The organism is Mesorhizobium sp. L48C026A00 (assembly GCF_000502375.1).
Taxonomy (GTDB): domain Bacteria; phylum Pseudomonadota; class Alphaproteobacteria; order Rhizobiales; family Rhizobiaceae; genus Mesorhizobium; species Mesorhizobium muleiense.
Genome location: NZ_AYWU01000019.1, coordinates 114,732 through 136,745, shown reverse-complemented (window position 1 = coordinate 136,745; position 22,014 = coordinate 114,732). Strand labels below are relative to the sequence as shown.

Genomic DNA, 22,014 nt, shown 5'->3' with positions numbered 1-22,014 from the left:
TCGCTTGCGGCGGTGTTACTTCACGGCGCCAAACGTCAGGCCGCGCACCAGCTGCTTCTGGCTGAACCAGCCCATGATCAGGATCGGCGCGATCGCCAGCGTCGAGGCCGCCGAAAGCTTGGCCCAGAACAGCCCTTGCGGGCTGGAGAAGGAACTGATGAAGGCGGTGAGAGGGGCGGCCTCGGTGGTGGTCAACCGGATCGTCCAGAACGCCTCGTTCCATGCCAGGATGATGTTGAGCAGCATCGTCGAAGCGATGCCCGGCACCGCCATCGGCGTCAGCACATAGACGATCTCGTTCCAGAGCGATGCGCCGTCCATGCGCGCCGCTTCCAAGATCTCGCCGGGAATCTCGCGAAAATAGGTGTAGAGCATCCACACCACGATCGGCAGGTTGATCAGCATCAGCATGATCATCAGGCCGATGCGGCTGTCGAGCAATCCGGTATCGCGGAAGATCAGGTAGATCGGGAACAGCACGGCAACCGCCGGCATCATCTTGGTGGAAAGCATCCACATCAGGATGTCCTTGGTCCACTTGCCCGGCGAGAACGCCATCGACCAGGCCGCGGGTATGGCGACGAGCAAAGCCAGGATGGTCGAGCCGACCGACAAGAACACCGAGTTGAGGAAGAACTTGAAGTAGCCGCTCTGTGCCTCGACCGCGGTGTAGCTCTCCGTGGTTCCCGACGGAAACAGGTTGAAGCCCTGGATGGCCTCCTGCTCCGACTTGAACGAGGTGATGATCGTGTAGAGGATCGGGAAGAAGATCAGCAGGGCGACGATCCAGGCGGCCGCGGTCGCGATCGTCTTGTGCTGGGTGCTGACTGCACGTGCCATCGTTTCCTCCCTTATCTGTCCAGGTTCTTGCCGACCGCGCGCATGGCGAAGAAGGCGACGATGTTGGCTAGAATGACGGCAATGATACCGCCGGCGGATGCCTGGCCGATTTTGAACTCCAGCAACGCCTTCTGGTAGACGAGGAAGGGCAGGTTGGTGGAGGCGTAACCCGGGCCGCCATTGGTGGTGACGAGGATCTCGGCATAGACCGACAGAAGGAAGATCGTCTGGATCAGGATGACGACGGTGATGGCGCGCGACATATGCGGCAGCGTCAGATAGATGAAGCGGCTGACAAAACCGGCGCCGTCCATCTCGGCGGCTTCCTTCTGCTCGCCGTCGAGTGACTGCAGGGACGTCAACAGGATCAATGTCGCAAACGGCAGCCATTGCCAGGCGACGATGATGATGATCGCCAGCATCGGGTATTGGCCAAACCAGTCGATCGGCTGCCCGCCGAAGAAACGCGCGATGTCGGCAAAGACGCCGTATTGCGGATGCATGATCATGTTCTTCCACACCAGCGCGGCGACTGGCGGCATGACGAAGAACGGCGAGATGACGAGGATGCGGACGATGCCCTGTCCCCACATCGGCTGATCGATCAGCAGCGCCAGCAGGATGCCGCCGATCACCGTGATCAAAAGCACGCTGGCCACGAGGATAAGCGTGTTGAGGATCGACTGCAGGAATGCCGGATTGGAATAGAAAAGCGCGTAATTCGAGAAGCCGACGAAGCCGTCGCGGATCGGGTTGAGCGGATTGTACTGCTGGAAGGAGAACCACAGGGTGAATGCCAGCGGCACGATCATCCAGACGAATAGCAGCACCACGGATGGCGCCATCATGAAGCGGGCAAGCGAACGGGTCTGCTGAGTAGCCATGACGGTCACCCTTCAAAGGTCAGCCAAATTTTTCAGTGTTGTGAAGGTGGCCGCCCGAACTGGGATTCGGGCGGCCCCTGCCGGTTAAGATAGGCAACCGGCTTTCGGCACCGGGAGGAGCCTACTGGATATAACCGCCCTCGGTCATCGTTGCGGTGGCTGCGTCCTGGGCCTGCTTCAAGGCGTCGTCGACGCTGGTCTGGCCGGCGAGTGCCGCCGAGAACAGCTGGCCGACGGTGGTGCCAAGGCCCTGGAACTCGGGGATGGCGACGAACTGGACACCGACATAAGGCACCGGCTTGACGGTCGGATGCGTCGGATCGGCGGCGTTGATCGAGTCCAGCGTCATCTTGGCGAACGGCGCCGCCTTCTGGTATTCGGGGTTGGCGTAGAGCGAGGTGCGCGTTCCCGGCGGAACATTGGCCCAGCCTTCCTTCGCTGCGACGAGCTCGAGATAGGCCTTGCTGGTTGCCCAGGATACGAATTTTTGGGCGGCGTCAGCCTTTTGCGTGCCGGCGGGAATGGCCAGCGACCACGCCCACAGCCAATTGCCGCGCTTGCCCAGGCCATTGTCGGGCGCCAGCGCATAACCGACCTTGTCGGCGACCGTGGAGTTCTTCGGGTCGGAGACGAAGGAGGCAGCGACGGTGGCGTCGATCCACATGCCGCACTTGCCCTGCTGGAACAGCGCCAGGTTTTCGTTGAAGCCGTTCGAAGATGCGCCCTCTGGGCCATTGGCCTTCATCAGGTCGACATAGAACTGCAGCGTGTTCTTCCACTCGGGCTGGTCGAACTGCGGCTTCCAGTTCTCATCGAACCAGCGTGCGCCGAAGGAGTTCGACATGGCGGTCAGGAAGGCCATGTTCTCGCCCCAGCCGGCCTTGCCGCGCAGGCAGACGCCGTTCACGCCATTGGCGCGATCGGTCATCTTCTCGGCGGCCTGCTTGACGAAGTCCCAGGTCGGCGCGTCGGGCATCGTCAGCCCGGCCTTCTCCATCAGGTCCTTGCGGTACATGACGAACGAGCTTTCGCCATAGAACGGTGCTGCATAAAGCGTGCCATCGACCGAGAGGCCACCGGCAATGGCCGGGATGATGTCCTTGACGTCATAGTCGTCGCCGAGCTTGTCGAGCGGCAGCAGCCAGCTCTGCTTGGCCCAGATCGGAACTTCGTAAGTGCCGATGGTCATCACGTCGTACTGGCCGCCCTTGGTGGCGATGTCGGTGGTGACGCGCTCGCGCAGCACGTTCTCCTCGAGCGTGACCCACTGCAGCTGGATATCGGGGTTCTTGGCGGTGAAATCGTCGGTCAGCGTCTGCATGCGCACCATATCGCCATTGTTGACGGTGGCGATGGTGATGGATTCGGCATGCGCGGCGAACGCGAGGGTGCTGGCCGACAACAGACCCAGGGTGAGCGTGCGAAGTTTCATCAAAAATTCCTCCCATGGACCAAGCTGAGCATTTGCTTTGGCTGTGAGCAATTACTCACCTCGCGTGATTTATGTCAAGCCGGATTCGTTGCTGCAGTGCAGCACGCAGCCTCGTGCGGGATCTTGCTCCGGAGGATTAGGGCGCGCGAAAATGCCGAATTTCGGTGCCCGCTTGACCGGATGGATTATCGACTATTGGCCGGCGATCTCAGCCAGGATCCATTCGCGAAAAGCGCGGATCTTCGGCACGTTGCGCCGCGCCTGGGGATAGACCAGCCAATAGGCGTGGCCGTCGTCGCCGACCAGATCGAAAGGCTGGATCAGGCGGCCATCGGCAAGCTCGGCCTTGAAAAGAGCGGCCGTTACGATCGCCACGCCCTGCCCGGCGATCGCGGCGTTGGCCTCATAGGCCTGGGCAGCCATGCTGGAGCCGGGGCGCTTGGCCAGTTCCTCGACCGGCAGGCCGGCGGCGATAAACCAGTCCCGCCACCAGATGTCGCCAGGGTCGAGGATCGGCAGGCGCAACAGATCGGCTGGCTCCTTCACCCCGCCGATGGTCGCCGCGAGTTTCGGGCTCAGCATCGGCGTGAAGTCCGCATTGAAAAGCTTGTGCACCTCCACGCCTGGCCAGTTTCCGCCGCCCGAACGGATGGCGATGTCGATGTCCTCGCGGGCAAAGTCGACGATGCGGTTCGATGTATCGAGACGCACCGCCAGCGACGGATGCGCGACCTGGAACGAACCGAGATGCTGCGCCAGCCAGTTCGAGGCAAAGGTCAGCAGCGTCGAGACACAAAGTACTCCGTCGGCGCCGCTGCGCGCCGCGGCATAGGCTCCGCCCAACAGGGCGAACGCCTCGCTGACCGCCGGCGCCATGCGTTGCCCGGCCTCGGTCAGCACGATCTGCTTTGGCCGGCGCAGGAACAAAGGCGCCCCGACGCGCTCCTCCAGAAGCTTGATCTGATAGCTCGCCGCCGCCTGCGTCATGCCAAGCTCGCCGGCGGCCTTGGTGAAGGAAAGATGCCGCGCCACCGCCTCGAACACCCGGATCGCCTGAAGCGGAGGGAGCTGGGAGACCTGCCGTGACTTGAGTTCAGGCATAAGCCCTCCTTATGGGCCGTGATCGACGTTTGATTGGCAGCAAGGCCGAGCCGGCCGATATTTGAGGTCGACGATCACTCTCGTCTAGAGATAACGAAGGCTGATGATCATGACCATTGTATAGGAAAAGCTATTTCGGACGCCAGGCCAAGGCTGGTTTTTGCGGCTGGCGCGTGGATTGGCGCGGCACGGAGCCAGGAAACGGGCCTATCTCGACATCAGGGAATTGCCGCCGCATCTGCAGCGCGACATGGGTTTTCTCGACGGCAACGATCCTTATGGCCGGCGCAAATAGCCTTGCTGGGCTTATCGCAAATCAGCTGGCGGCCAGCAAGGCGGCGGCGGTCCGCTCGTCGGTGATGAGACCGTTGACCAGCCGCCGGTTCACAGCCGCAAGGATGCCGGGCAGCTTCCGCTCGCCCATGGCGAGCGCGATCACCAGCGATTTTTCGCGCGACGGCAACGATGCCGACGACACCCTGTCATTGGTGATGCCCTCGATCATCCGGCCTTCGCGATCGAACACCCAGCCGACGATCTCGGCGACGCCGCCGGCCTTTTGCAGCGCTTTCAATTCACTCTCCGAAATGAAGCCGTCCTCGTAAAGCGGCGCCTTGGGGCCGAGATCGCCGATGCCGACGAAGGTGACGTCGGCTTCCGCGGCAAGCGCCAGCGTCGGTTGAATCATCGGCTGGCTGAGCAGCATCTCGCGCTCCTGCGGCGAGGAGGCGATGACCGGCAGCGGCATCGGGAAGGAGCGTGCCTTGACCCTGTCGGCCATGGTGAAGATGACGTTGTAAAAGGCGGCCGAACCGTCGGGCGAGATGTTGCCGGTCAGCGACACCACCTTGTGCTGCGGGCATTCCATCGGCGGCAGCTGCTCGATTGCCGCCTTCAGCGTGCGGCCGGTGCCGATCGCCATGACGATCGGCGTCGGCGAGCGCAGCCGTTTCTCGATCTCGGCGGCCGCCGCCACGGCGACGCCGATGGTGGAGGAGGAAGCAGGATCGCTTGGAACCACCTCGACCAGATCGAGCGCGAAGCGCGATTTCAGCCGGGCCGCGAGGTCGAGGCAATTGGCGATCGGGTGGTCGACACGCACCTTGATCAGCCCTTCCGAGACCGCCAGCGACACCAGCCGCTGCGCCGTCTGCCGTGAGATGCCGAGCGTCGAGGCGATCTGGTCCTGCGTGTTGCCGGCGACATAATAGAGCCAGCCGGCGCGCGCCGCGTCGTCCAGCCTGTTGCTGCCGCTGTCCTGCCGGGAATTCAACTTGCTGCCTCCCTGCCCCCGAGCACCGAGCGGGAGCGCATTTAGTTCTACCGGGGAATGCGCTTGTAAGCAATTGCCTGTTGCCAGAGCAATTGCCTAGTAAAGCTCCCGATGGTGCGTGCGGTGTTTCGAGTGGGGGTTATATCCAAGCAGATCCCACAATGTTGGTGCAGCCAGGCGCGGCGGTTTATCTCCCGAGGCAAACCCTTTAAGGGATTCGGGCAAAGGAGCCTTGCATGACGCCGAAAGCGGTTTTCTGGGACATGGACGGCACGCTGGTCGACAGCGAGCCGTTGCACGAGGCGGCGCTGATAGCGGCGCTGCACAGCGTCGGCATCGCGGCGCCGGCCAACCTGCATGAGCGCGTGCTCGGCATCGCCGCATGGCCGGTCTACGAGATGCTGCGCGACGAGTTCGGCCTCGGCCTGGCCTTCGACGATTGGATCGTGCGCAAATACGACCACTATCTGCCAATGGCCGAGACGCTGAAGCCGNCGTCGACGCCAATCTGCGCATGGTCGGTCTTTTCTATCCCGGCATGAAGACGATCAGCCGCAACGACGTGCGCGAAGGCAAGCCGCATGCCGAACCTTTTTTGCGGGCCGCATGGCTGGCCGGTGTCGATCCGGCCGATGCCGTGGCCGTCGAGGACAGCGTGACCGGCTCCACGGCTGGGCTGGCGGCGGGGATGAAGACGATCTTCTGGCCGGAAGCACCCATGGCAGGGCCGCCCGGCGCGATCGTCATCAACAGCGCCGACGAATTGCGGGCTGAACTCGGGCTTTAAGATTGGCGAAACCGCCGATCAGAGCGTCCTTCTCCCCGCATAGTGACGGGGAGAAGGGCGCTCAGTTCCGGTAAACCGGCTCCTGCTCGTCGAGGATCGCCTTCAATTCGGACAGGTGCCGTTCGGCCTGACCGGGATAATCTTCCTGCTCCGCTGCTGCCTTCTCGGCGATTTCGTCCGACAGGATCCGCAGCGGACGGCCGGTCCACAGCGCCTTGATGTAGGTCTCGGCGGCGCGTTCGAAATAGAACATGCGGTTGAAGGTGTCGGCGACGGTATCGCCGATGACCAGCACGCCATGGTTGCCCATGACCATCACCTTGACCTTCGGATCGGTGAGCAGCTGCGAGCAGCGTTCGCCCTCTTCCTCGAAGGCGAGCCCACCATAATGGCCGTCGACGACGTGGCGGTTGAAGAAGATCGCCGCGTTCTGATCGATCGGCGGCAACGTCGAGTCGGCGAGCGAAGCGAGCACCGTGGCGTGGATCGAGTGCACATGCATGACACAGCGCGCATGACGGACATTGCGATGGATGGCGCCATGCAGCCCCCATGCCGTCGGGTCGGGCGCATCCGGGCCGGAGAGCGTATCGGGATCGTTGGCGTCGATCAGCAGCAGGTCGCTCGCCTTGATGCGCGAGAAATGCACCTGGTTGGGATTCATCAGGAATTGCGAGCCGTCATCGTTGACGGCCAGCGAGAAATGATTGGCCACCGCTTCATGCATGTTGAGCCGCGCCGTCCAGCGGAAGGCGCAAGCCAGATCGACGCGTTCCTCGTAGAAGGGCAGGTTGGTCAGCATTTCCTTCTGCAGGCGGGCGATGCTCATCGAAAACCTCCGTGAAAGAAGCAAGGATGCCGTGCGCCGCAGATGCGCGCAACCGGTTTCGTTTGGTGCAGGCGAGCGCTTTGGCTTACGCCGCAGTGCTTCTGGCGGCGTCGATGCGCAGCCCGCCATGCTCGACGACAAAATCGATCACCTGCTGCAGGCCCTTGCCGCGCGACAGATCGGTAAATCCGAACGGCCGCTTGCCGCGCATGCGGGCGGCGTCGCGCTCCATGACATCGAGATTGACGTTCACATAGGGGGCGAGATCGCTCTTGTTGATGACCAGGAAATCCGACCGGGTGATCGCCGGGCCGCCCTTGCGCGGGATTTCTTCGCCCTGGCAGACCGAGATGACGTAGAGCGTCAGATCGGCGAGGTCCGGGGAAAACGTGGCGGCGAGGTTGTCGCCGCCCGATTCGATGAAGACGATGTCGAGATCCGGGAATTTCCTGGTCATCTCGGCGATCGCCTGCAGATTGATCGAGGCATCCTCGCGGATGGCGGTGTGCGGGCAGCCGCCGGTCTCGACGCCGATGATGCGATCCTCGGGCAGCGCCTGCAGCCGGGCCAGCATCATGGCGTCTTCCTTGGTGTAGATGTCGTTGGTGACCACGGCGATCGAGAACTCGTCGCGCAGCGCCTTGCAGAGCTTTTCGGTGAGCGTCGTCTTCCCGGAGCCGACGGGGCCGCCGATGCCGACGCGAAGGGGACCATTGGCTTGTGTCATGCGACGAACTCCGTGATGGCTAGCACTGCAAAGCCGAGCCCTACAACCAGGCAGAGCGGCGAATAATAGCTGACATCGAGCCGCGCGAAAGGCTGTTCGGGCGCCAGCCGGCGCCACCACGGCGTGAAGCCGGCAATGCCGCGCCCCAGGAAGACCAGCGCGATGAGCAGCGCTGTCGCGGCAAGCCCGGCCTTGGGAAAGGGCGTGGCAAACACGCCTTCGAGCGCCAGCGGCCACAGTGTCGCCAGGCCGAGGCAGGCGGCGACGGCGAAGCTGGCGAAGGGCGCCGGCATTTCGTCGACGCCGCGAAAGCCGACCACCGCGCGGGCGCAGGAGCCAGCGTCGCTGCCCGGCCAGATCCCGCCAATGCCCCAATAGACATGCAGGGTGGTGATCAGCAGCAAGACGAAGGAGATCGCGAAGGCGAGGACGATCATGAGCGGAAAAGCCGCGAATATTGCGTTTCGTGCTTCATCGCCATGACATCCGAGACAAACGCGCAGCCGCCGAGTTCATCCAGCGTCGAACCGGCGGCGCGAGCGGCAGTTTCCAAGGCCAGCGGCTCGAAGCCGGCGAGCAGCGCCGTGGCGCCGGTCTGGCCGACGACGCCGAGCCGGATCGCGGCCTGGACGAGGTTGGAAAAGAAGCTGTGCAGGAAGGCCGACAGTGCATCGCGCAGGGCAATGGCGTTGCCACCGGCAGTTGCACCGACGGCGACGCAATAGGCGCACTCGGCCGGCAGACGGTCGAGCACCTGACACGGCCAGGCCGATGCCGCCTTCAGGAAGGCGGCGCCCTGCAGCATGGTCTCGGTGTGGCGCTCGCGCGAGCCGGCCAAGGCCTCGGCGAGCGCTGCGATTTCGGCGAGATCGCCGGCTTGGCGGGCGCGCCGCCAGCTTTCGGCAAACAGCACGGCATCGTTCCAGCCCGAGCCCATCTCGACCAGCGTCTCCAGCCATGCGGCGAGGTCCTTGCTGTCGGCGATCAGCCCGGCATGCACGGCTTGTTCGAGACCATGGCTATAGGAAAAACCGCCGACCGGGAAGGCAGGCGACAGCCACGCCATCAGCCGCAACAAAGCGACGTTGGAAGGCTGGTCAGTCATGGTCGTGCGAATGGCTGTGGGTATGCGATTCGCCATGGGTATGGGAATGCGCACCGCTGTGCGCATGCGCCTCGGCATGGGCATGACCGTGACTGTGCCCGGAATAGGCGCCGCGCAGCGGCTTGAACGGCTCTGAAACGTCGCTCACCGTGGCGCCAAGCCCCTCCAGCATCGCCTTGATGACATGATCGCGCAGGATGAGGATGCGGTTAGCCTCGATGGCGGCGGCAAGATGGCGGTTGCCGATATGCCAGGCAAGCTCGGCCAGGTGCACGGCGCTGTCGGCACGGATATCGTAGAGCGGTTCCTCGGCCGCGACGATCTCGATATGACGGCCATCCTCCAGCACCAGGCGGTCGCCATCGTTCAAGGCCACCGGTTCGGGCAGGTCGACCAGCACTCTATCGCTACGGGCCGTTTCGATGGCGCGGCGGCGCAGATGCCGCTCGTCATGGGCCAGCACCGCACGATCGTAGGGCGCGACCGCTCCTGCCTCGCCGGCGCTCAGAACCGAAACGGCACGCGGGAATTTGGTGAAATCGGTGCGGATGTCGAGCTTCATGTAAAACTGCCTCTCCCAACAAGCGTAGCCTATCGCATCCGCCGCCCCAATGGTGCTCAAACGATCGTGTCGAAGAGCCGCAGGATGAACGTATCTGGTAGACGAGGGCGGCGGCGACGAAGGTGGTGTGAAAGCGGCCGTCGCTGAAGGACCCAGCTAATCCCGCAGGAAATCGCCGATCGATAGCGGGTTTCCCGGCCAAAATCGTTCATCGAGCGCCTGCTTGCATGTGAATGGAGGTTCGCCTGGAAAGTGAGATTTCCTGAGACCCGTTTCCCTGACCGCGACAAGCAAAGCGTCTTTATATGCCTCGTCGAAAATCTGAGCGGGATATCGGCGAAGACTCGGGCTGTCCTTGATGATGTTTCCGATCCAGATGCGCTGTTCGGAAATTGACGACTGCCAACTATGACTTCGATGGCCGGGTTGGAATTCCCATTTCAGGAGATGTGCAAGCAGCACCTCCATCCGACTGCGAATCTCTCGTTTGTCACGTCTCCCCAAGCTCTCGATCTCCTCGGCAAGATTCTCACGATCGAGGTCGGAGAAACGAGCTTCGCGCAACAATGCGCTTTGCTCGGCGCACCACTGGACGTAGTCCGCTTCGTAGGGAGTGAGGGCCCTGAGACGATCAATCCTGTTCATGAGGCCCATCATGCCGCAATTTCGAGACAATCGCAAAACGGCACGTCAGAGCTTGGACAACTGAGCACCGAATTTGACGCCCCGCCAACAGGGCGTCTGTAGGATCAAAACAAAAAGTACCGCTGCGCCATCGGCAGCACGGTGGCCGGTTCGCAGGTGAGCAATTCGCCGTCGGCGCGGACTTCGTAGGTTTCGGGATCGACCTCGACATGCGGGGTGGCGTCGTTGAGCACCATCGAATGCTTGCCGATGCCGCCGCGGGTGTTGTCGACGGCGACCATCTGCTTGTCGACGCCGAGCCGGCCGCGCAGGCCGGCATCGAGCGCCGCCCGTGAGACAAAAGTCACCGACGAATTGGTCATCGCCTTGCCATAGGCGCCGAACATCGGCCGGTAGTGCATCGGCTGCGGTGTCGGGATCGAGGCGTTGGGATCGCCCATCGGGGCGGCGGCGATCATGCCGCCGACCAGCACCATGTCCGGTTTGACGCCGAAGAAGGCCGGGTTCCACAGCACCAGATCGGCGCGCTTGCCGACCGCCACCGAGCCGATCTCGTTCGACAGGCCGTGCGCGATGGCCGGGTTGATCGTGTATTTGGCGATGTAGCGGCGGACGCGGAAATTGTCGTTGTCGCCGGTCTCCTGCGGCAGCGAGCCGCGCTGGCGCTTCATCTTGTCGGCAGTCTGCCAGGTGCGGATCGCCACTTCGCCGACGCGGCCCATGGCCTGGCTGTCCGACGAGATGATCGAGAAGGCGCCGATGTCGTGCAAAATGTCTTCGGCGGCGATGGTCTCCTTGCGGATGCGGCTTTCGGCAAAGGCGATGTCTTCGGGGATCGACGGCGACAGATGATGGCAGACCATCAGCATGTCGAGATGCTCGGCCAGCGTGTTGACGGTGTAGGGCCGGGTCGGATTGGTCGACGACGGGATAACGTTGGGCAGGCCGCAAACCTTGATGATGTCGGGCGCATGGCCGCCGCCGGCGCCTTCGGTGTGGAAGGCGTGGATGGTGCGGCCGTTGATCGCCGCCACCGTGTTCTCGACAAAGCCGGACTCGTTCAGCGTGTCGGTGTGGATCATCACCTGCACGTCATAGTTGTCGGCGACCGACAGGCAGCAGTCGATTGCCGCCGGCGTCGTGCCCCAGTCCTCGTGCAACTTAAGCGAGCAGGCACCGCCCAGCACCATTTCTTCAAGCGCGGCCGGCAACGACGCATTGCCCTTGCCCGACAGGCCGATGTTCATCGGGAAGGCGTCGAAGGACTGGATCATGCGCGCCAGATGCCACGGCCCCGGCGTGCAGGTGGTCGCCAGCGTGCCATGCGCCGGTCCGGTGCCGCCGCCGAGCATGGTGGTGATGCCTGACATCAGCGCTTCCTCGATCTGCTGCGGGCAGATGAAATGGATATGCGCGTCGAAGCCGCCGGCGGTGAGGATCTTGCCCTCGCCGGCGATGATCTCGGTGCCGGGGCCGATGATGATGCTGACGCCGTTCTGCATGTCCGGATTGCCGGCCTTGCCGATCGCGGCAATGCGGCCGTCCCTGAGGCCGATATCGGCCTTGAAGATGCCGTCTGACGCATCGACGACCAGCGCATTGGTGATGACGGTGTCGACCGCGCCTTGCGCGCGGGACACCTGGCTCTGGCCCATACCGTCGCGGATGACCTTGCCGCCGCCGAATTTCACCTCTTCGCCATGCAGTGTAAAATCCTTCTCGACCTCGATGAACAGCTCGGTATCGGCAAGCCGCACCTTGTCGCCGACGGTCGGGCCGTACATCTGCGCATAGGCAGCGCGGGTGATTCTAGCCATCAGCAATTGCTCCCGAAATACGGCCCCAAATACAGCCCCAAGATACAGCCGGTCGAACCCCGGCCCACATTGTCGCCATCCTATGGTCACGCAATGACCTGCTGGGCGACACCTTCCGATCCCATTTAGCGTTTGAGGTGGCAAGGTCACCCCAAAACGACCGTTTGCCAATCGATGGAAAGGAAGTTTTATGCGCAAAACGATCTCTCTCGCAGCCGCCGCCACCCTGCTGCTCGCGACCGCTGCCAGCGCCCAGCAACAGCCTGCGCCGCAGCCTGCCGAGCCGCCGGCTTCGCCCGCTCCCGCAGCGCCCGGCGCTCAGCCGCAAGCGCCGGCGATTCAGACCGTCAACGTCGTCGACATCGAGGAACTGCCCAAGGAAACACAGACCAAGGTCAACGAAGTGATCGCCAAGCGCGGCGAGGACGGCCTGCAGAAATTGCGCAGCTCGATCGACGCGACGCCACAGGTCAAATCCGCGCTCGAAGCCAAGGGGCTCACCTCGGCGCAAGTGATCGCCGCCAGCATGGACGCCAACGGCTCGCTGACCTTGATCACCAAGAAGGCGAGCTGACGACGCGCCGTGGCGGGCCGGCACGAAGTCGGCCTGCCGCATCGGGGAGGGAACCTTCGCAGGGCGGAATACGTTTCGACTTTTTGGCCTAGAAACGGGTCTCGAAAGAGGCTTTGAGAGCGAGCGATGGCGATCACCACCTTCCCCGACACCAGATGGCTGCATATGCTTGCCGCAACTGCGTTTCTTGCGGCGAGCGCTCCCCAGGCCGGGCTGAATGCGCAGGGCCTTGAAGGCCCTGAGACCCAGAACAAGATCATCGGCTCGGAGGTCGGCCAGGAAGAGACCAACACCGCTGTCGAGGCCGGTAAAGTCACTACCGCGATCGAGCGGACGCGTGAAAACATCGGCGCGGTGCGCAAGACATCCAAGCTCGACAAGGTCGACATCGTGTTCCTTACCGACGCCGCGCGCACGGAAGGCGGGCTGCCGCCGGCGATCGAAAGCAAGGTCGAGCAGCATCAGGACGACATTGCGGAACTGCGCGACGAGATCGAGGCGAACGCATTGCTGTTCAACGCCATCGACTCTCGACGTGTGCAGACCGAAGACGTTCTCGCCGTCGAATTCGACGATCCTGGCAAGGTCGTCATCTACGCGGCGGCCAAGCCGCCCGGCTGAGCCGAAACCGCGCGACGCTCTGGATCGCACAACGCGACCAGGGGATCTCACAACGCGCCCATGATCTTCTGCTGGAACCCGTAGACCTCGCGCTTTCCGCCGAGCGGCACCAAGGTGACGTCGCGCTCCTGGCCGGGCTCGAAGCGCATCGCGGTGCCGGCGGCAATGTCGAGGCGCATGCCGCGCGCCCTGTCGCGATCGAATTTCAGCCCCTCATTGGTCTCGAAGAAATGATAGTGGCTGCCGACCTGGATCGGCCGGTCGCCGCTGTTGGCCACTTTCATGGTGACGGTTGGCTGGCCCTTGTTGAGCTCGATCTCGCCGCCTGCCGTGATGATTTCGCCCGGGATCATCGCCAGCCTCACAAGACGCCGAAGACGAGGCCGGCGGCGAAAAGCAGGATCGCCGAGAGGGAGGTGCGTTTGATCGGGACCATCGGTATGCCTTTCGCTGTCAGGATTGTGCCGTCATGCGGCGTTGCGGGCCGGGCCGCAGCCTTCGGCCTTGAGGACGCGCTTTGTCGAGGCGGGATATTTGTTCAGCATCGCTGCCAGCCTGATCGGGCGCACCGAAAAATTGCCGCCGCAGTTCGGGCAGACGCCGCCCAGCACACGGTCCACGCACTCGGCGCAGAATGTGCACTCGAAGGTGCAGATCAGCGCATCCGTCGCCTCAGGCGGCAGGTCCTTGTCGCAGCATTCGCAGTTGGGGCGCAGCTCAAGCATTTTTCTCACCTCACCTTATCGGCCCTCATCGTATCGGCCCTCATCTTATCGGTTCATGCACGGTCACCAGCTTGGTGCCGTCGGGAAACGTCGCCTCGACCTGGACGTCGTGGATCATCTCGGCGATGCCTTCCATCACCTGCGCGCGGGTGACGACGTGGGCGCCGGCCTCCATCAGCTCGGCGACCTGGCGGCCGTCGCGGGCGCCCTCGACGACGAAGTCGGTGATCAGCGCGATCGCCTCCGGGTGATTGAGCTTGACGCCGCGTTCGAGCCGCTTGCGCGCCACGATCGCCGCCATGGCGATGAGCAGCTTGTCCTTTTCCCTAGGCGTCAGGTTCATGCGTTTCCCCGCAACAGCATAGTCAGAATGGCATAATCGGAATTAGAGTGACCATAATTTGGGCAGACCCGCCCGTCCGTTGAGCAATTCGACGAGCGGAACCAGCCGCTTGCGGAGCTGGTAGCCGTCCTCGGCAAACAGCCTCGCAAGAAGCTTGCCAGATTTCTTCACGCTCCAGACGCTGGCGTCGCCCTGGCCGCCGATGATGTCCCGGGCCGGATCGAGCAAAGCCTCGACCCGCGGCGAGATCATCAGCACCGTCGCCATGGCAATGGCGCCGCCGGCCACGGCCGAACCGCCCAGAATCGCGGCAATGTCCGGCCCGATGCGGAAATCCTCGGCATGAACCAGCGCTCCGTCCTGACTGACGCGCCAGCGGTCGTGGAAATCGCCGTGCGCAGCGCGTTCGCCCATGGCGAGGCGGCCAAAAACGGTCGCCTCGAGCACCAGCGCCTCGGCACCGGCGGCAAGCTCCAGGTCGAGCCTGCGGGCGAAGGCCGAGCGATCAAAGAGGATGGTTTCCTGCGGCAGCCAGGCGATGCGGCCGCCGGCGCCGACGGTCAGCTTCACCCGCACCTCGGCACGATCGGCCGCGGCGCGGTAGACCTTCTCGCAGGCCTGGGTGGTTATGCTGGCGCAGGCGCCGGCGCCGACATCGATGTCCCAGCCGAGGCGGTCGCCGCCGGTCAGCCCGCCGGCGGTGTTGATCAGCACGGCTTCGAGCGGATCGGCCGAGACGGCCGGCATGCGGATCTTGGCGGAACCATCCTGATAAAGCCGCCGAAGACGCGTGCGGCCGCCATTCCTGTCACAGCCGAGCCGCGCCGTTCCGGCGACGCGTTGGGCCGGCGGCACAAAGGTCAGGCCAGGTTCGATCATATCCATGGTGGCAACGATAACCACAGCGCCGGCTTTGTCGACATATAAGCTTGTTGCTTGACAACGTTTCGGTTTCTATAGAGGAGCCGTCTTGGTACGGTCACACAGCGCCTGGCGGGATAAAAGGCGATGATGACAATTTGAGCCTGGGGAAAAACAGGCGCCGATCAATTGGCGTCGGGGAACGACAAGGGTTGGGGAAGGAACCGAATGGCTGACCAGCTGGCAACGGACATCATCGAGAAGATCAAGGCCCATGCCGAGCCGGGTGGCGAAGAAATCACCACCAGCACCGAACTGACGTCACTTGGCATCCATTCGCTGGAACTGACGGAGATCATCTTCGACCTCGAGGAACAGTATGGCATCGAGATCGAGATGAACACGGTCGATGCCTGGAGCAATTTGAAGAACGTCGGCGACATGGTCGAGGCGGTTCGCGCACTGATCGCGAAAAAGCCTGACTGAATGCCCAAGCGCGTCGTCATTACCGGCATCGGCGGCTTATGCGGGCTCGGCACCAATGTGCCGGCGATCTGGGACGAGATGCGCGCCGGCCGCTCGGCCATCGGCCCGATCGTCAATTCGGAGCTGCATGACCTGAAAATCAGGGTCGGCTGCGAAATCAGGACGCTTCCCGAGCACGGCATCGACCGCAAGCAGGTCGTGTCGATGGACCGTTTCAGCCTTTTGGCGACGATCGCCGCGCGCGAGGCCGCGCAACAGGCCGGGCTAAGCTTGCACGCGGCCAACACCTACCGGATGGGCTCCATCGTCGGCGTCGGCGTCTGCGGCTGGGAGGCGATCGAAGAGAGCTATCGCGCCATCCTGCTCGAAGGCAAGAACCGCACCGGCATCTTCACCGTGCCGAAAGTGATGCCGGGCGCTGCGGCCGGCCACGTCAGCATGAATCTCGGCCTGCGCGGGCCGGTCTTCGGCATCACCTCGGCCTGCTCCTCGTCCAATCACGCCATTGCCTCGGCAGTCGACCAGATCAGGCTTGGCCGCGCCGACGTCATGCTCGCCGGCGGCACCGATGCGCCGCTGGTCTGGGGCATCCTGAAAGGCTGGGAGGCGCTGCGGGTGCTGGCGCCCGACACCTGCCGGCCGTTTTCGGCCGATCGCCAGGGCCTGGTGCTCGGCGAAGGCGCCGGCATGGTCGTGCTGGAAACCTACGAGCATGCCATGGCGCGCGGCGCCACTATACTCGCCGAAATTGCCGGCGCCGGCCTTTCCGGCGATGCCTCCGACATCGTCGCGCCGACCGTCGAAGGACCGGAGGCGGCGATGCGCTTCTGCCTCGTCGATGCCAGGCTCAACCCGGAAGACATCGACTACATCAATGCGCATGGCACCGGCACCAAGGCCAACGACCAGATCGAGACGGCGGCGATCAAGCGTGTCTTCGGCGATCATGCGCACAGGCTATCGATCTCCTCGACCAAATCGATGCATGCCCACTGCCTCGGCGGGTCGGGCGCGCTGGAGCTGATCGCCTGCGTGATGGCGATCCGCGAAGGCATCGTGCCGCCGACGGCCAATTTTCGCGAAACCGACGCCGATTGCGATCTCGACATCACGCCGAATGTGGCGCGCGAGCGCAAGGTGCGCGCGGCGATCAGCAACGGCTTCGCCTTCGGCGGCACGAATGCGGTGCTGGCGTTCAAGGCGGTCTGACGGCAACCGGATCATCCAGACACGGCGAGACGCGTCTTGCCACGCGCCACGACAGCGCGCTTGCGCGAAAAAAATCCCAGGAGTTTCGATGACCGACCTGTCCGCCTTTCCGATCGCCACGCGCTGGCCGGCCAGCCATCCCGACCGCATCCAGCTCTATTCGTTCCCGACGCCGAACGGAGTGAAAGTGTCGATCGCGCTGGAGGAACTCGGCCTGCCCTACGAGGCGCATGCGGTGAACATCGGCAAGGACGAGAGCTGGACGCCGGAATTCCTGTCGCTGAACCCGAACGGCAAGATCCCGGCGATGATCGATCCGGACGGCCCGGGCGGCAAGCCGATCGGGCTGTTCGAATCCGGCGCCATCCTGCTCTATCTCACCGACAAGACCGGCAGGCTGATCCCGGCCGACCCGGCGCGACGTTACGAAACGATCCAGTGGGTGTTTTTTCAGATGGCCTCGATCGGGCCGATCTTTGGGCAGGTCGGTTTTTTCCACAAATTCGCCGGACGCGAGATCGCCGACAAGCGGCCGCTGGCACGCTATCGCGACGAATCGCGGCGGCTGATCGGTGTGCTCGAGACGAGGCTGACGGGCCGCAGCTGGATCATGGACGACGATTACACCATCGCCGATATCTCGATGCTGGGCTGGGTGCGCAATCTGATCGGTTTTTACGAGGCAAGGGAGCTTGTCGGCTTCGACGATTTTTCCCATGTCGCGGCATGGCTGGAGCGCGGCCTTGCCCGGCCGGCGGTGCAAAGGGGTCTTGCTATCCCTGCCCGGGGCTAGCGCATCGGCGCAGGCGCCGAAAACCGGCTATTTTGCCTTGGTTTTGGGTTTCGAGCCGCCCTTGCCCATGACGGAAGCGGCGAGGGACGCAGCGGTCTTGGCGGTGGCGACAACCGCGCCGGCCGCGACATTGGCCGTCGTCTTGACGGTGCGCATCGCGCTGTCCGCCATCGAGCCGCCGCTTGCCGACTTCCTCGATCTGGCCGGTTTTGCCGTGGCCTTGGCTGCGGTCGGCGTCACTTTCTTCGGTGCTGCCTTGCCAAAACTGGGCTTTGCATCCTTGGAGCGGGCGGCGACGGCCGGGCCAGCGCCGGTCTTCGATTCAGTTGCCTTGGATTCAGTTGCCTTTGATCCAGTTGCCCTGGATCGAGTTGCCCTGCCCTTGCCGGGCGCAGGCTTTCTTGCCTTGGTTGCCATCGGAGTAGCCATCGGACAGTCTTCCTCATGTCAGCATCATTGCCGTATCTGACACAACGGCCGGAAAGTCCTAAGGTTCCAGGCGCGGCTGGTCCTTGCAAATCAGGCGTGATCGCCGACCATCAGATCGGCGGGGCGGCGGCGGGCAAGCACGCGATCGATGTTGGGCATGTCGTTGGAAGCGATCCAGGCGCGGGCGTCCTCGTCGGAGCGGCCATGCTCGTGCCATCGCTCGAGCAGCCGGCGCTCGAGCTCGGCGCGCGGCACATCGACAAAAACAGAGAAATCGAACAGCGGCGCCAGCCGCGACCACGGTGCCTCGTCAAGCAGGAGATAATTGCCTTCGACCAGGATGAACTTGGTGTCGGCGGCGATGATCGAAGCAGCCGCGCGCGACAGCTCCATGCTGCGGTCGAATACCGGAATGGCGATGTCGGGCTCGGCGGCGCGGATGCGCTTCAGCAAGGTTTCAAAGCCGGCAAAGTCAAAGGTTTCCGGAGCGCCTTTTCGCGCGCGCAGGCCGCGCCGCTCGAGCACGATATCGTCGTAATGGAAACCGTCCATCGGCACGATTTCGGCCGCGCCTTCCGGCAGCAGCTCATGCAGGCGGGCCGACAGCGTCGACTTGCCGGCGCCCGGAGGGCCGGCGATGGCAACGACAAAGCGCCGCGCCTTGCCGGCGCGCTTGAAGATGGTGGCGGCGAGGTGAGCGATCTCGGACATCGGAGCCTTTCTGGCTGGGTGTTTTTCGATCGCATCTTGGCTATAGTTGGCGGGATTTTCAAACGCGGTGTTGACGACCGCCCAATTGTCGAGGTCGCCGCCGCCCCTCATTGCCCGCGACGTCGGCGCCGCGCTTCTTCCTTCTCCCCTTGTGGGAGAAGGTGGATCGGCGCGCAGCGCCGAGACGGATGAGGGGTGTTGGACGGANCCTTCTCCCCTTGTGGGAGAAGGTGGATCGGCGCGCAGCGCCGAGACGGATGAGGGGTGTTGGACGGAATGAGACGTTGGTGTTCCCTGGAACACCCTTCATCCGACCTCGCTTCGCGAGGCCACCTTCTCCCACAAGGGGAGAAGGGAAGGCTGCACGCGGCCGCTCGCCAATCAACCAGAACCCGACCTGCCAATCCGCAGGAAATCGCCATCGAAAGCGACATCCCGCGTCGAACCGTCAGCCGTCGCAAGGCGCATGCGCCCCTGCGTGGTGGTGATGTCGCGCGGCGGCTCGCCGTCCATTAAGGGCAGTGCGCCGATGACGTGGCGGAACGAGACATTGCCGCCAAGGGCAAAGGCGGTCGCCACCCCTTCCCGCTTCAGCCAGTTGTCACCCAGCGACGCGGCATGGCCGAGCGCGGTGCGGCCGTCCTCGATGCCGAGCACGCCGCGATGGCGGCCGCTCCACGGCGCGTAGTCGCGCCCGCCATTGCTGATCCACAGCATGGTGACCGGCAGTTCGGCCGGGTTCTTCAGCACCACAACGAGATCGGCTTCCGCTTTTCGCGCCAGCGCGGTCCAGCCCGGCCCGCCATGGTCGGCCTCGACCAGCGTGACGAAATCCTCTCGGCTGTGGTCGATGCGGTAGTCGGTCAGGTCGAGCGTGCCGCCATCGGCGGCGGGAAAGCGCGTCAGGTCGGTCGAACGCGCGGGATAGGCGAAGCGGAACCGGCCGCGGGCCGGATCGGGCTCGAGCGGGTCGTCCGGCGTCGCCGCAAACCGCTTCGGCGAAAAAGCCAGCCTGCCGCCGTCCTTCATCACCGTCATCGGATGATGAGCGACGGAAATCGCGCCCGAACCGCCGGAAAAGACATGTTCCTGATAGAGAAACGGATGATGGTCGCGCAGGGTGATGATCTTGTCGACCGTCGCGCCCATGACCTTGTGCTGCAGCCTGAAAACGGCCCGCCAGCCATCGGCAGTCGCCGCGGAGGCGACGACATCCCAGCGGCTGTTGGCCGGCCAGCCGTGCAAGGGCGCTTCCTCGACATCGCTGCGCGAAAACGGCGCGCATAAAAAATCGCCGGACAGGCGAACGGTGCCATCGGGCAGGTCTTGCGGCAGCGTCTCGCGCGGCTCGTCGATCCATGGCGCGCGATGCAGCGGTTTTAGCCGGCGGCCGTCGCTATCGACCGTCATGTCGGCGAGATGGCCGACGGTGAGATCGACCGTTACCGAAATGCCCTTTGCCTTGATCGTGAGCATGGCGCACCTCCTGATTCTGCCGGCGCCAGCAAACCCGCTCGGTGCCGGTTGCGCAAGCTGGGCGATGAGCATTTCATGCCAGGCTGGAACTCCATGTGGAGCTCAATGTCGATCGTCGGCGCTGCCCCTCATTGCCCTGCCGGGCATTTCTCCCCGTATAGTGACGGGGAGAAAGGGGCTGGCCGCAAGGCCGGCGCCACTTCTTGCGAACGCTGGTGATTGGCGAAACCCATCGATGCCAGCGTCCCTCTCCCCGTCACTATACGGGGAGAGGATGCCGGCAGGCAGGTGAGGGGCAGCACCAACACCCAGGGAATTCAAACCCGAAGCGATTGCCGTGAACACCGGCATTAACCAAATGGACGGCGCCATTGGGTTAGGCTAGTTTCCCACTCGTTTCAGCAACAGCTTACCTTCAGAATGTCCAAACAGCGCCACTTCCCGCTCATCAAAAAATTTGTCGCGGCGTTTGCGCTGCTGGTGCTGGTTGCCGGCTGCGCGACGACGCCGACGGAGACCATGCTGGCGGTGCCGGCGCCGGCGCAGAAATATGCGGCTGTTGTCATCGACGGCAGCAGCGGCAGGACGCTGTTCGAGGCCAACTCGACGGCGCCGCGCTATCCGGCGTCGCTGACCAAGATGATGACGCTCTACCTGCTGTTCGAGGCGCTGGATCAAGGCCGCGTCAGCAAGACGACGCTGATCCCGGTCTCGGCCAACGCCGCCAGGCAGCCGCCGACCAAGCTGCGCTTCCGGCGCGGCGAGACGATCGACGTCGATTCGGCGATCCGGGCGATCACCGTCAAATCGGCCAATGACGTGGCGGTCGCCGTCGCCGAATATCTCGGCGGCAGCGAAGACGCGTTTGCCGCGATGATGACCGCCAAAGCGCGCCAGATCGGCATGCGCAGCACCGTCTTCCGCAACGCTTCAGGCCTGCCGGACGCCGGCCAGCAGACGACGGCGCGCGACATGGCGGTGCTCGGCACGGCGCTGCGCGCCCGCTTCCCGCAGCATTTCCACTATTTTTCGGAAAGCGACTTCATGTTCCGGGGCAGGCTGGTGCGCGGCCACAACGACATGCTCGGCCGCGTCCGCGGCGTCAACGGCATCAAGACAGGCTATATCAGGGCCTCAGGCTTCAACATCGTCACCTCCTACGATGCCGACGGCCGCCGGCTGATTCTCGTGGTGATGGGCGCCGACAGCGCGCGCCAGCGCAACGACCACGTCGAGGCGCTGATCCAGCGCAACCTGTCGCCGGCGTCGAACACGACGACAAGGTTGCTGTATGCCGGGGAGCAGTGAGGGGCGGACGAAAGCCAGGGCATGTCGAATGACGAACGCCCTGAGCCTGCGAAAGGCCGGCCACGCGGCGACCGGATGCGGCGCGAACCGATAGAACAGAGGCGCCGGGACAACTTTACGGCGCCTGCCACTTGCCCGTTGAAGCCTGCGCCGGCTTCCGCTAAGAAGCCGTGGCTGGCCGGTTCACCGGCTGCTTCGTTTTCCGGATCGTCGATCCTGAAAGCACCCGTAGCTCAGCTGGATAGAGCGCTGCCCTCCGAAGGCAGAGGTCACAGGTTCGAATCCTGTCGGGTGCGCCAAAATCTTCAATGATTCCAGCAAGTTACAGACTTAAAGTTCCTCGTCGATAATGGCCTAGCTAGAATTGCAACCATATTGCTACCGGTAGTGATCATGGTGTGGCGTGCGTTTTCGCGTGATCTGCGGATCAAGAGGACTTGTTGGCGCGATCCATTTGGCTGAGGAAAATGGCGACC

Annotated in this window: 28 protein-coding genes and 1 tRNA gene; 10 read left to right on the top strand and 19 right to left on the bottom strand. The window is 63.6% G+C overall.

Going from position 1 to position 22,014, the window contains the following annotated elements; all coding sequences use genetic code 11:
* Window positions 1-15 precede the first annotated feature (15 nt).
* The 5 genes from X738_RS68660 to X738_RS68635 form a co-directional block, all read right to left on the bottom strand.
* The gene (locus X738_RS68660; protein WP_023801521.1) at window positions 16-840 is read right to left on the bottom strand and encodes a carbohydrate ABC transporter permease; all 825 of its coding nucleotides are present in this window, start codon (window positions 838-840) and stop codon (window positions 16-18) included.
* Between the two features lie 11 nt (window positions 841-851).
* On the bottom strand, window positions 852-1,724 hold the full coding sequence (locus X738_RS68655; protein WP_023801520.1) for a carbohydrate ABC transporter permease: 873 nt from the start codon (window positions 1,722-1,724) through the stop codon (window positions 852-854).
* A 121-nt stretch (window positions 1,725-1,845) separates the two neighbouring features.
* Window positions 1,846-3,156, bottom strand: a complete 1,311-nt coding sequence (locus X738_RS68650) for an ABC transporter substrate-binding protein (protein ID WP_023801519.1) — start codon at window positions 3,154-3,156, stop codon at window positions 1,846-1,848.
* Between the two features lie 192 nt (window positions 3,157-3,348).
* Window positions 3,349-4,257 (bottom strand): transcriptional regulator GcvA, encoded by a 909-nt coding sequence (gcvA, locus tag X738_RS68645; RefSeq protein ID WP_023801518.1) that lies wholly within the window; start codon window positions 4,255-4,257, stop codon window positions 3,349-3,351.
* Window positions 4,258-4,573: 316 nt separating this feature from the next.
* Window positions 4,574-5,530 (bottom strand): sugar-binding transcriptional regulator, encoded by a 957-nt coding sequence (locus tag X738_RS68635; protein WP_023801517.1) that lies wholly within the window; start codon window positions 5,528-5,530, stop codon window positions 4,574-4,576.
* 236 nt (window positions 5,531-5,766) lie between these two features.
* Here X738_RS68635 and X738_RS89160 point away from each other — a divergent pair, with 236 nt between their 5' ends.
* A complete protein-coding gene (locus X738_RS89160; RefSeq protein ID WP_373420445.1) occupies window positions 5,767-6,072 on the top strand; it encodes an HAD family hydrolase in 306 nt (101 codons plus the stop codon).
* On the top strand, window positions 5,970-6,317 hold the full coding sequence (locus X738_RS89155) for an HAD-IA family hydrolase (RefSeq protein ID WP_373420444.1): 348 nt from the start codon (window positions 5,970-5,972) through the stop codon (window positions 6,315-6,317). The genes X738_RS89160 and X738_RS89155 overlap by 103 nt, the downstream gene beginning before the upstream one ends.
* A gap of 61 nt (window positions 6,318-6,378) precedes the next feature.
* On the opposite strand, the gene X738_RS68625 is transcribed toward X738_RS89155, so the two are convergent.
* From X738_RS68625 to ureC, 7 genes are all read right to left on the bottom strand, one after another.
* Window positions 6,379-7,146 (bottom strand): class II aldolase and adducin N-terminal domain-containing protein, encoded by a 768-nt coding sequence (locus X738_RS68625; protein WP_023801516.1) that lies wholly within the window; start codon window positions 7,144-7,146, stop codon window positions 6,379-6,381.
* An 85-nt stretch (window positions 7,147-7,231) separates the two neighbouring features.
* Window positions 7,232-7,873 (bottom strand): urease accessory protein UreG, encoded by a 642-nt coding sequence (ureG, locus tag X738_RS68620; protein WP_023801515.1) that lies wholly within the window; start codon window positions 7,871-7,873, stop codon window positions 7,232-7,234.
* Window positions 7,870-8,310 carry a DUF3995 domain-containing protein gene (locus X738_RS68615; protein ID WP_023801514.1) on the bottom strand — a complete coding sequence of 147 codons (441 nt, stop codon included), beginning with the start codon at window positions 8,308-8,310 and terminating at the stop codon, window positions 7,870-7,872. Before X738_RS68615 ends, ureG begins: the two co-directional genes overlap by 4 nt.
* Window positions 8,307-8,978 carry an urease accessory protein UreF gene (locus X738_RS68610; RefSeq protein ID WP_023801513.1) on the bottom strand — a complete coding sequence of 224 codons (672 nt, stop codon included), beginning with the start codon at window positions 8,976-8,978 and terminating at the stop codon, window positions 8,307-8,309. Before X738_RS68610 ends, X738_RS68615 begins: the two co-directional genes overlap by 4 nt.
* Window positions 8,971-9,540 (bottom strand): urease accessory protein UreE, encoded by a 570-nt coding sequence (gene ureE, locus X738_RS68605; protein WP_023801512.1) that lies wholly within the window; start codon window positions 9,538-9,540, stop codon window positions 8,971-8,973. Before ureE ends, X738_RS68610 begins: the two co-directional genes overlap by 8 nt.
* Window positions 9,541-9,696: 156 nt before the next feature.
* Complete coding sequence (locus tag X738_RS68600; protein ID WP_023801511.1) at window positions 9,697-10,185, bottom strand: DUF29 domain-containing protein; 489 nt, start codon at window positions 10,183-10,185, stop codon at window positions 9,697-9,699.
* A gap of 104 nt (window positions 10,186-10,289) precedes the next feature.
* On the bottom strand, window positions 10,290-12,002 hold the full coding sequence (gene ureC / locus X738_RS68595; protein ID WP_031255783.1) for an urease subunit alpha: 1,713 nt from the start codon (window positions 12,000-12,002) through the stop codon (window positions 10,290-10,292).
* Between the two features lie 190 nt (window positions 12,003-12,192).
* On the opposite strand from ureC, the gene X738_RS68590 reads away from it, so the two are divergent.
* Together X738_RS68590 and X738_RS68585 are read left to right on the top strand one after the other, a co-directional pair.
* Window positions 12,193-12,576 carry a hypothetical protein gene (locus X738_RS68590; RefSeq protein ID WP_023801509.1) on the top strand — a complete coding sequence of 128 codons (384 nt, stop codon included), beginning with the start codon at window positions 12,193-12,195 and terminating at the stop codon, window positions 12,574-12,576.
* 126 nt (window positions 12,577-12,702) lie between these two features.
* Window positions 12,703-13,197 (top strand): hypothetical protein, encoded by a 495-nt coding sequence (locus tag X738_RS68585; RefSeq protein WP_023801508.1) that lies wholly within the window; start codon window positions 12,703-12,705, stop codon window positions 13,195-13,197.
* Window positions 13,198-13,244: 47 nt separating this feature from the next.
* Here the strand turns inward: X738_RS68585 and X738_RS68580 are convergent, their stop codons facing one another.
* From X738_RS68580 to X738_RS68565, 4 genes are all read right to left on the bottom strand, one after another.
* Window positions 13,245-13,550 (bottom strand): urease subunit beta, encoded by a 306-nt coding sequence (locus X738_RS68580; RefSeq protein ID WP_023801507.1) that lies wholly within the window; start codon window positions 13,548-13,550, stop codon window positions 13,245-13,247.
* 114 nt (window positions 13,551-13,664) lie between these two features.
* Window positions 13,665-13,922 carry a DUF1272 domain-containing protein gene (locus X738_RS68575; protein ID WP_023801506.1) on the bottom strand — a complete coding sequence of 86 codons (258 nt, stop codon included), beginning with the start codon at window positions 13,920-13,922 and terminating at the stop codon, window positions 13,665-13,667.
* Window positions 13,923-13,962: 40 nt separating this feature from the next.
* Complete coding sequence (locus X738_RS68570; protein ID WP_023801505.1) at window positions 13,963-14,265, bottom strand: urease subunit gamma; 303 nt, start codon at window positions 14,263-14,265, stop codon at window positions 13,963-13,965.
* Between the two features lie 42 nt (window positions 14,266-14,307).
* Window positions 14,308-15,150 (bottom strand): urease accessory protein UreD, encoded by an 843-nt coding sequence (locus X738_RS68565; protein ID WP_023801504.1) that lies wholly within the window; start codon window positions 15,148-15,150, stop codon window positions 14,308-14,310.
* A gap of 204 nt (window positions 15,151-15,354) precedes the next feature.
* Here X738_RS68565 and X738_RS68560 point away from each other — a divergent pair, with 204 nt between their 5' ends.
* The 3 genes from X738_RS68560 (at window position 15,355) to X738_RS68550 (ending at window position 17,614) form a co-directional block, all read left to right on the top strand.
* A complete protein-coding gene (locus tag X738_RS68560; RefSeq protein WP_023801503.1) occupies window positions 15,355-15,612 on the top strand; it encodes an acyl carrier protein in 258 nt (85 codons plus the stop codon).
* Complete coding sequence (locus tag X738_RS68555) at window positions 15,613-16,821, top strand: beta-ketoacyl-[acyl-carrier-protein] synthase family protein (protein ID WP_023801502.1); 1,209 nt, start codon at window positions 15,613-15,615, stop codon at window positions 16,819-16,821.
* Between the two features lie 88 nt (window positions 16,822-16,909).
* Window positions 16,910-17,614: a glutathione S-transferase family protein gene (locus X738_RS68550; protein WP_023801501.1), complete on the top strand. Its 705-nt coding sequence runs from the start codon at window positions 16,910-16,912 to the stop codon at window positions 17,612-17,614.
* Window positions 17,615-17,641: 27 nt separating this feature from the next.
* Here X738_RS68550 and X738_RS88455 read toward each other — a convergent pair whose 3' ends face one another.
* Window positions 17,642-17,770 (bottom strand): hypothetical protein, encoded by a 129-nt coding sequence (locus X738_RS88455; protein WP_280810605.1) that lies wholly within the window; start codon window positions 17,768-17,770, stop codon window positions 17,642-17,644.
* On the opposite strand from X738_RS88455, the gene X738_RS87360 reads away from it, so the two are divergent.
* Window positions 17,757-18,083 (top strand): hypothetical protein, encoded by a 327-nt coding sequence (locus X738_RS87360; RefSeq protein WP_245277753.1) that lies wholly within the window; start codon window positions 17,757-17,759, stop codon window positions 18,081-18,083. The two genes, X738_RS88455 and X738_RS87360, sit on opposite strands and share 14 nt — an antisense overlap.
* 50 nt (window positions 18,084-18,133) lie before the next feature.
* On the opposite strand, the gene X738_RS68540 is transcribed toward X738_RS87360, so the two are convergent.
* Together X738_RS68540 and X738_RS68535 are read right to left on the bottom strand one after the other, a co-directional pair.
* Window positions 18,134-18,754, bottom strand: coding sequence for a nucleoside triphosphate hydrolase (locus tag X738_RS68540; RefSeq protein WP_023801499.1), 621 nt, complete (start codon window positions 18,752-18,754; stop codon window positions 18,134-18,136).
* Window positions 18,755-19,135: 381 nt separating this feature from the next.
* Complete coding sequence (locus tag X738_RS68535; protein WP_023801498.1) at window positions 19,136-20,230, bottom strand: hypothetical protein; 1,095 nt, start codon at window positions 20,228-20,230, stop codon at window positions 19,136-19,138.
* Window positions 20,231-20,650: 420 nt separating this feature from the next.
* Here X738_RS68535 and X738_RS68530 point away from each other — a divergent pair, with 420 nt between their 5' ends.
* A complete protein-coding gene (locus X738_RS68530) occupies window positions 20,651-21,538 on the top strand; it encodes a D-alanyl-D-alanine carboxypeptidase family protein (protein ID WP_023801497.1) in 888 nt (295 codons plus the stop codon).
* 222 nt (window positions 21,539-21,760) lie between these two features.
* A tRNA-Arg gene (locus tag X738_RS68525) sits at window positions 21,761-21,837 on the top strand.
* The last annotated feature ends 177 nt before the right edge of the window (window positions 21,838-22,014 follow it).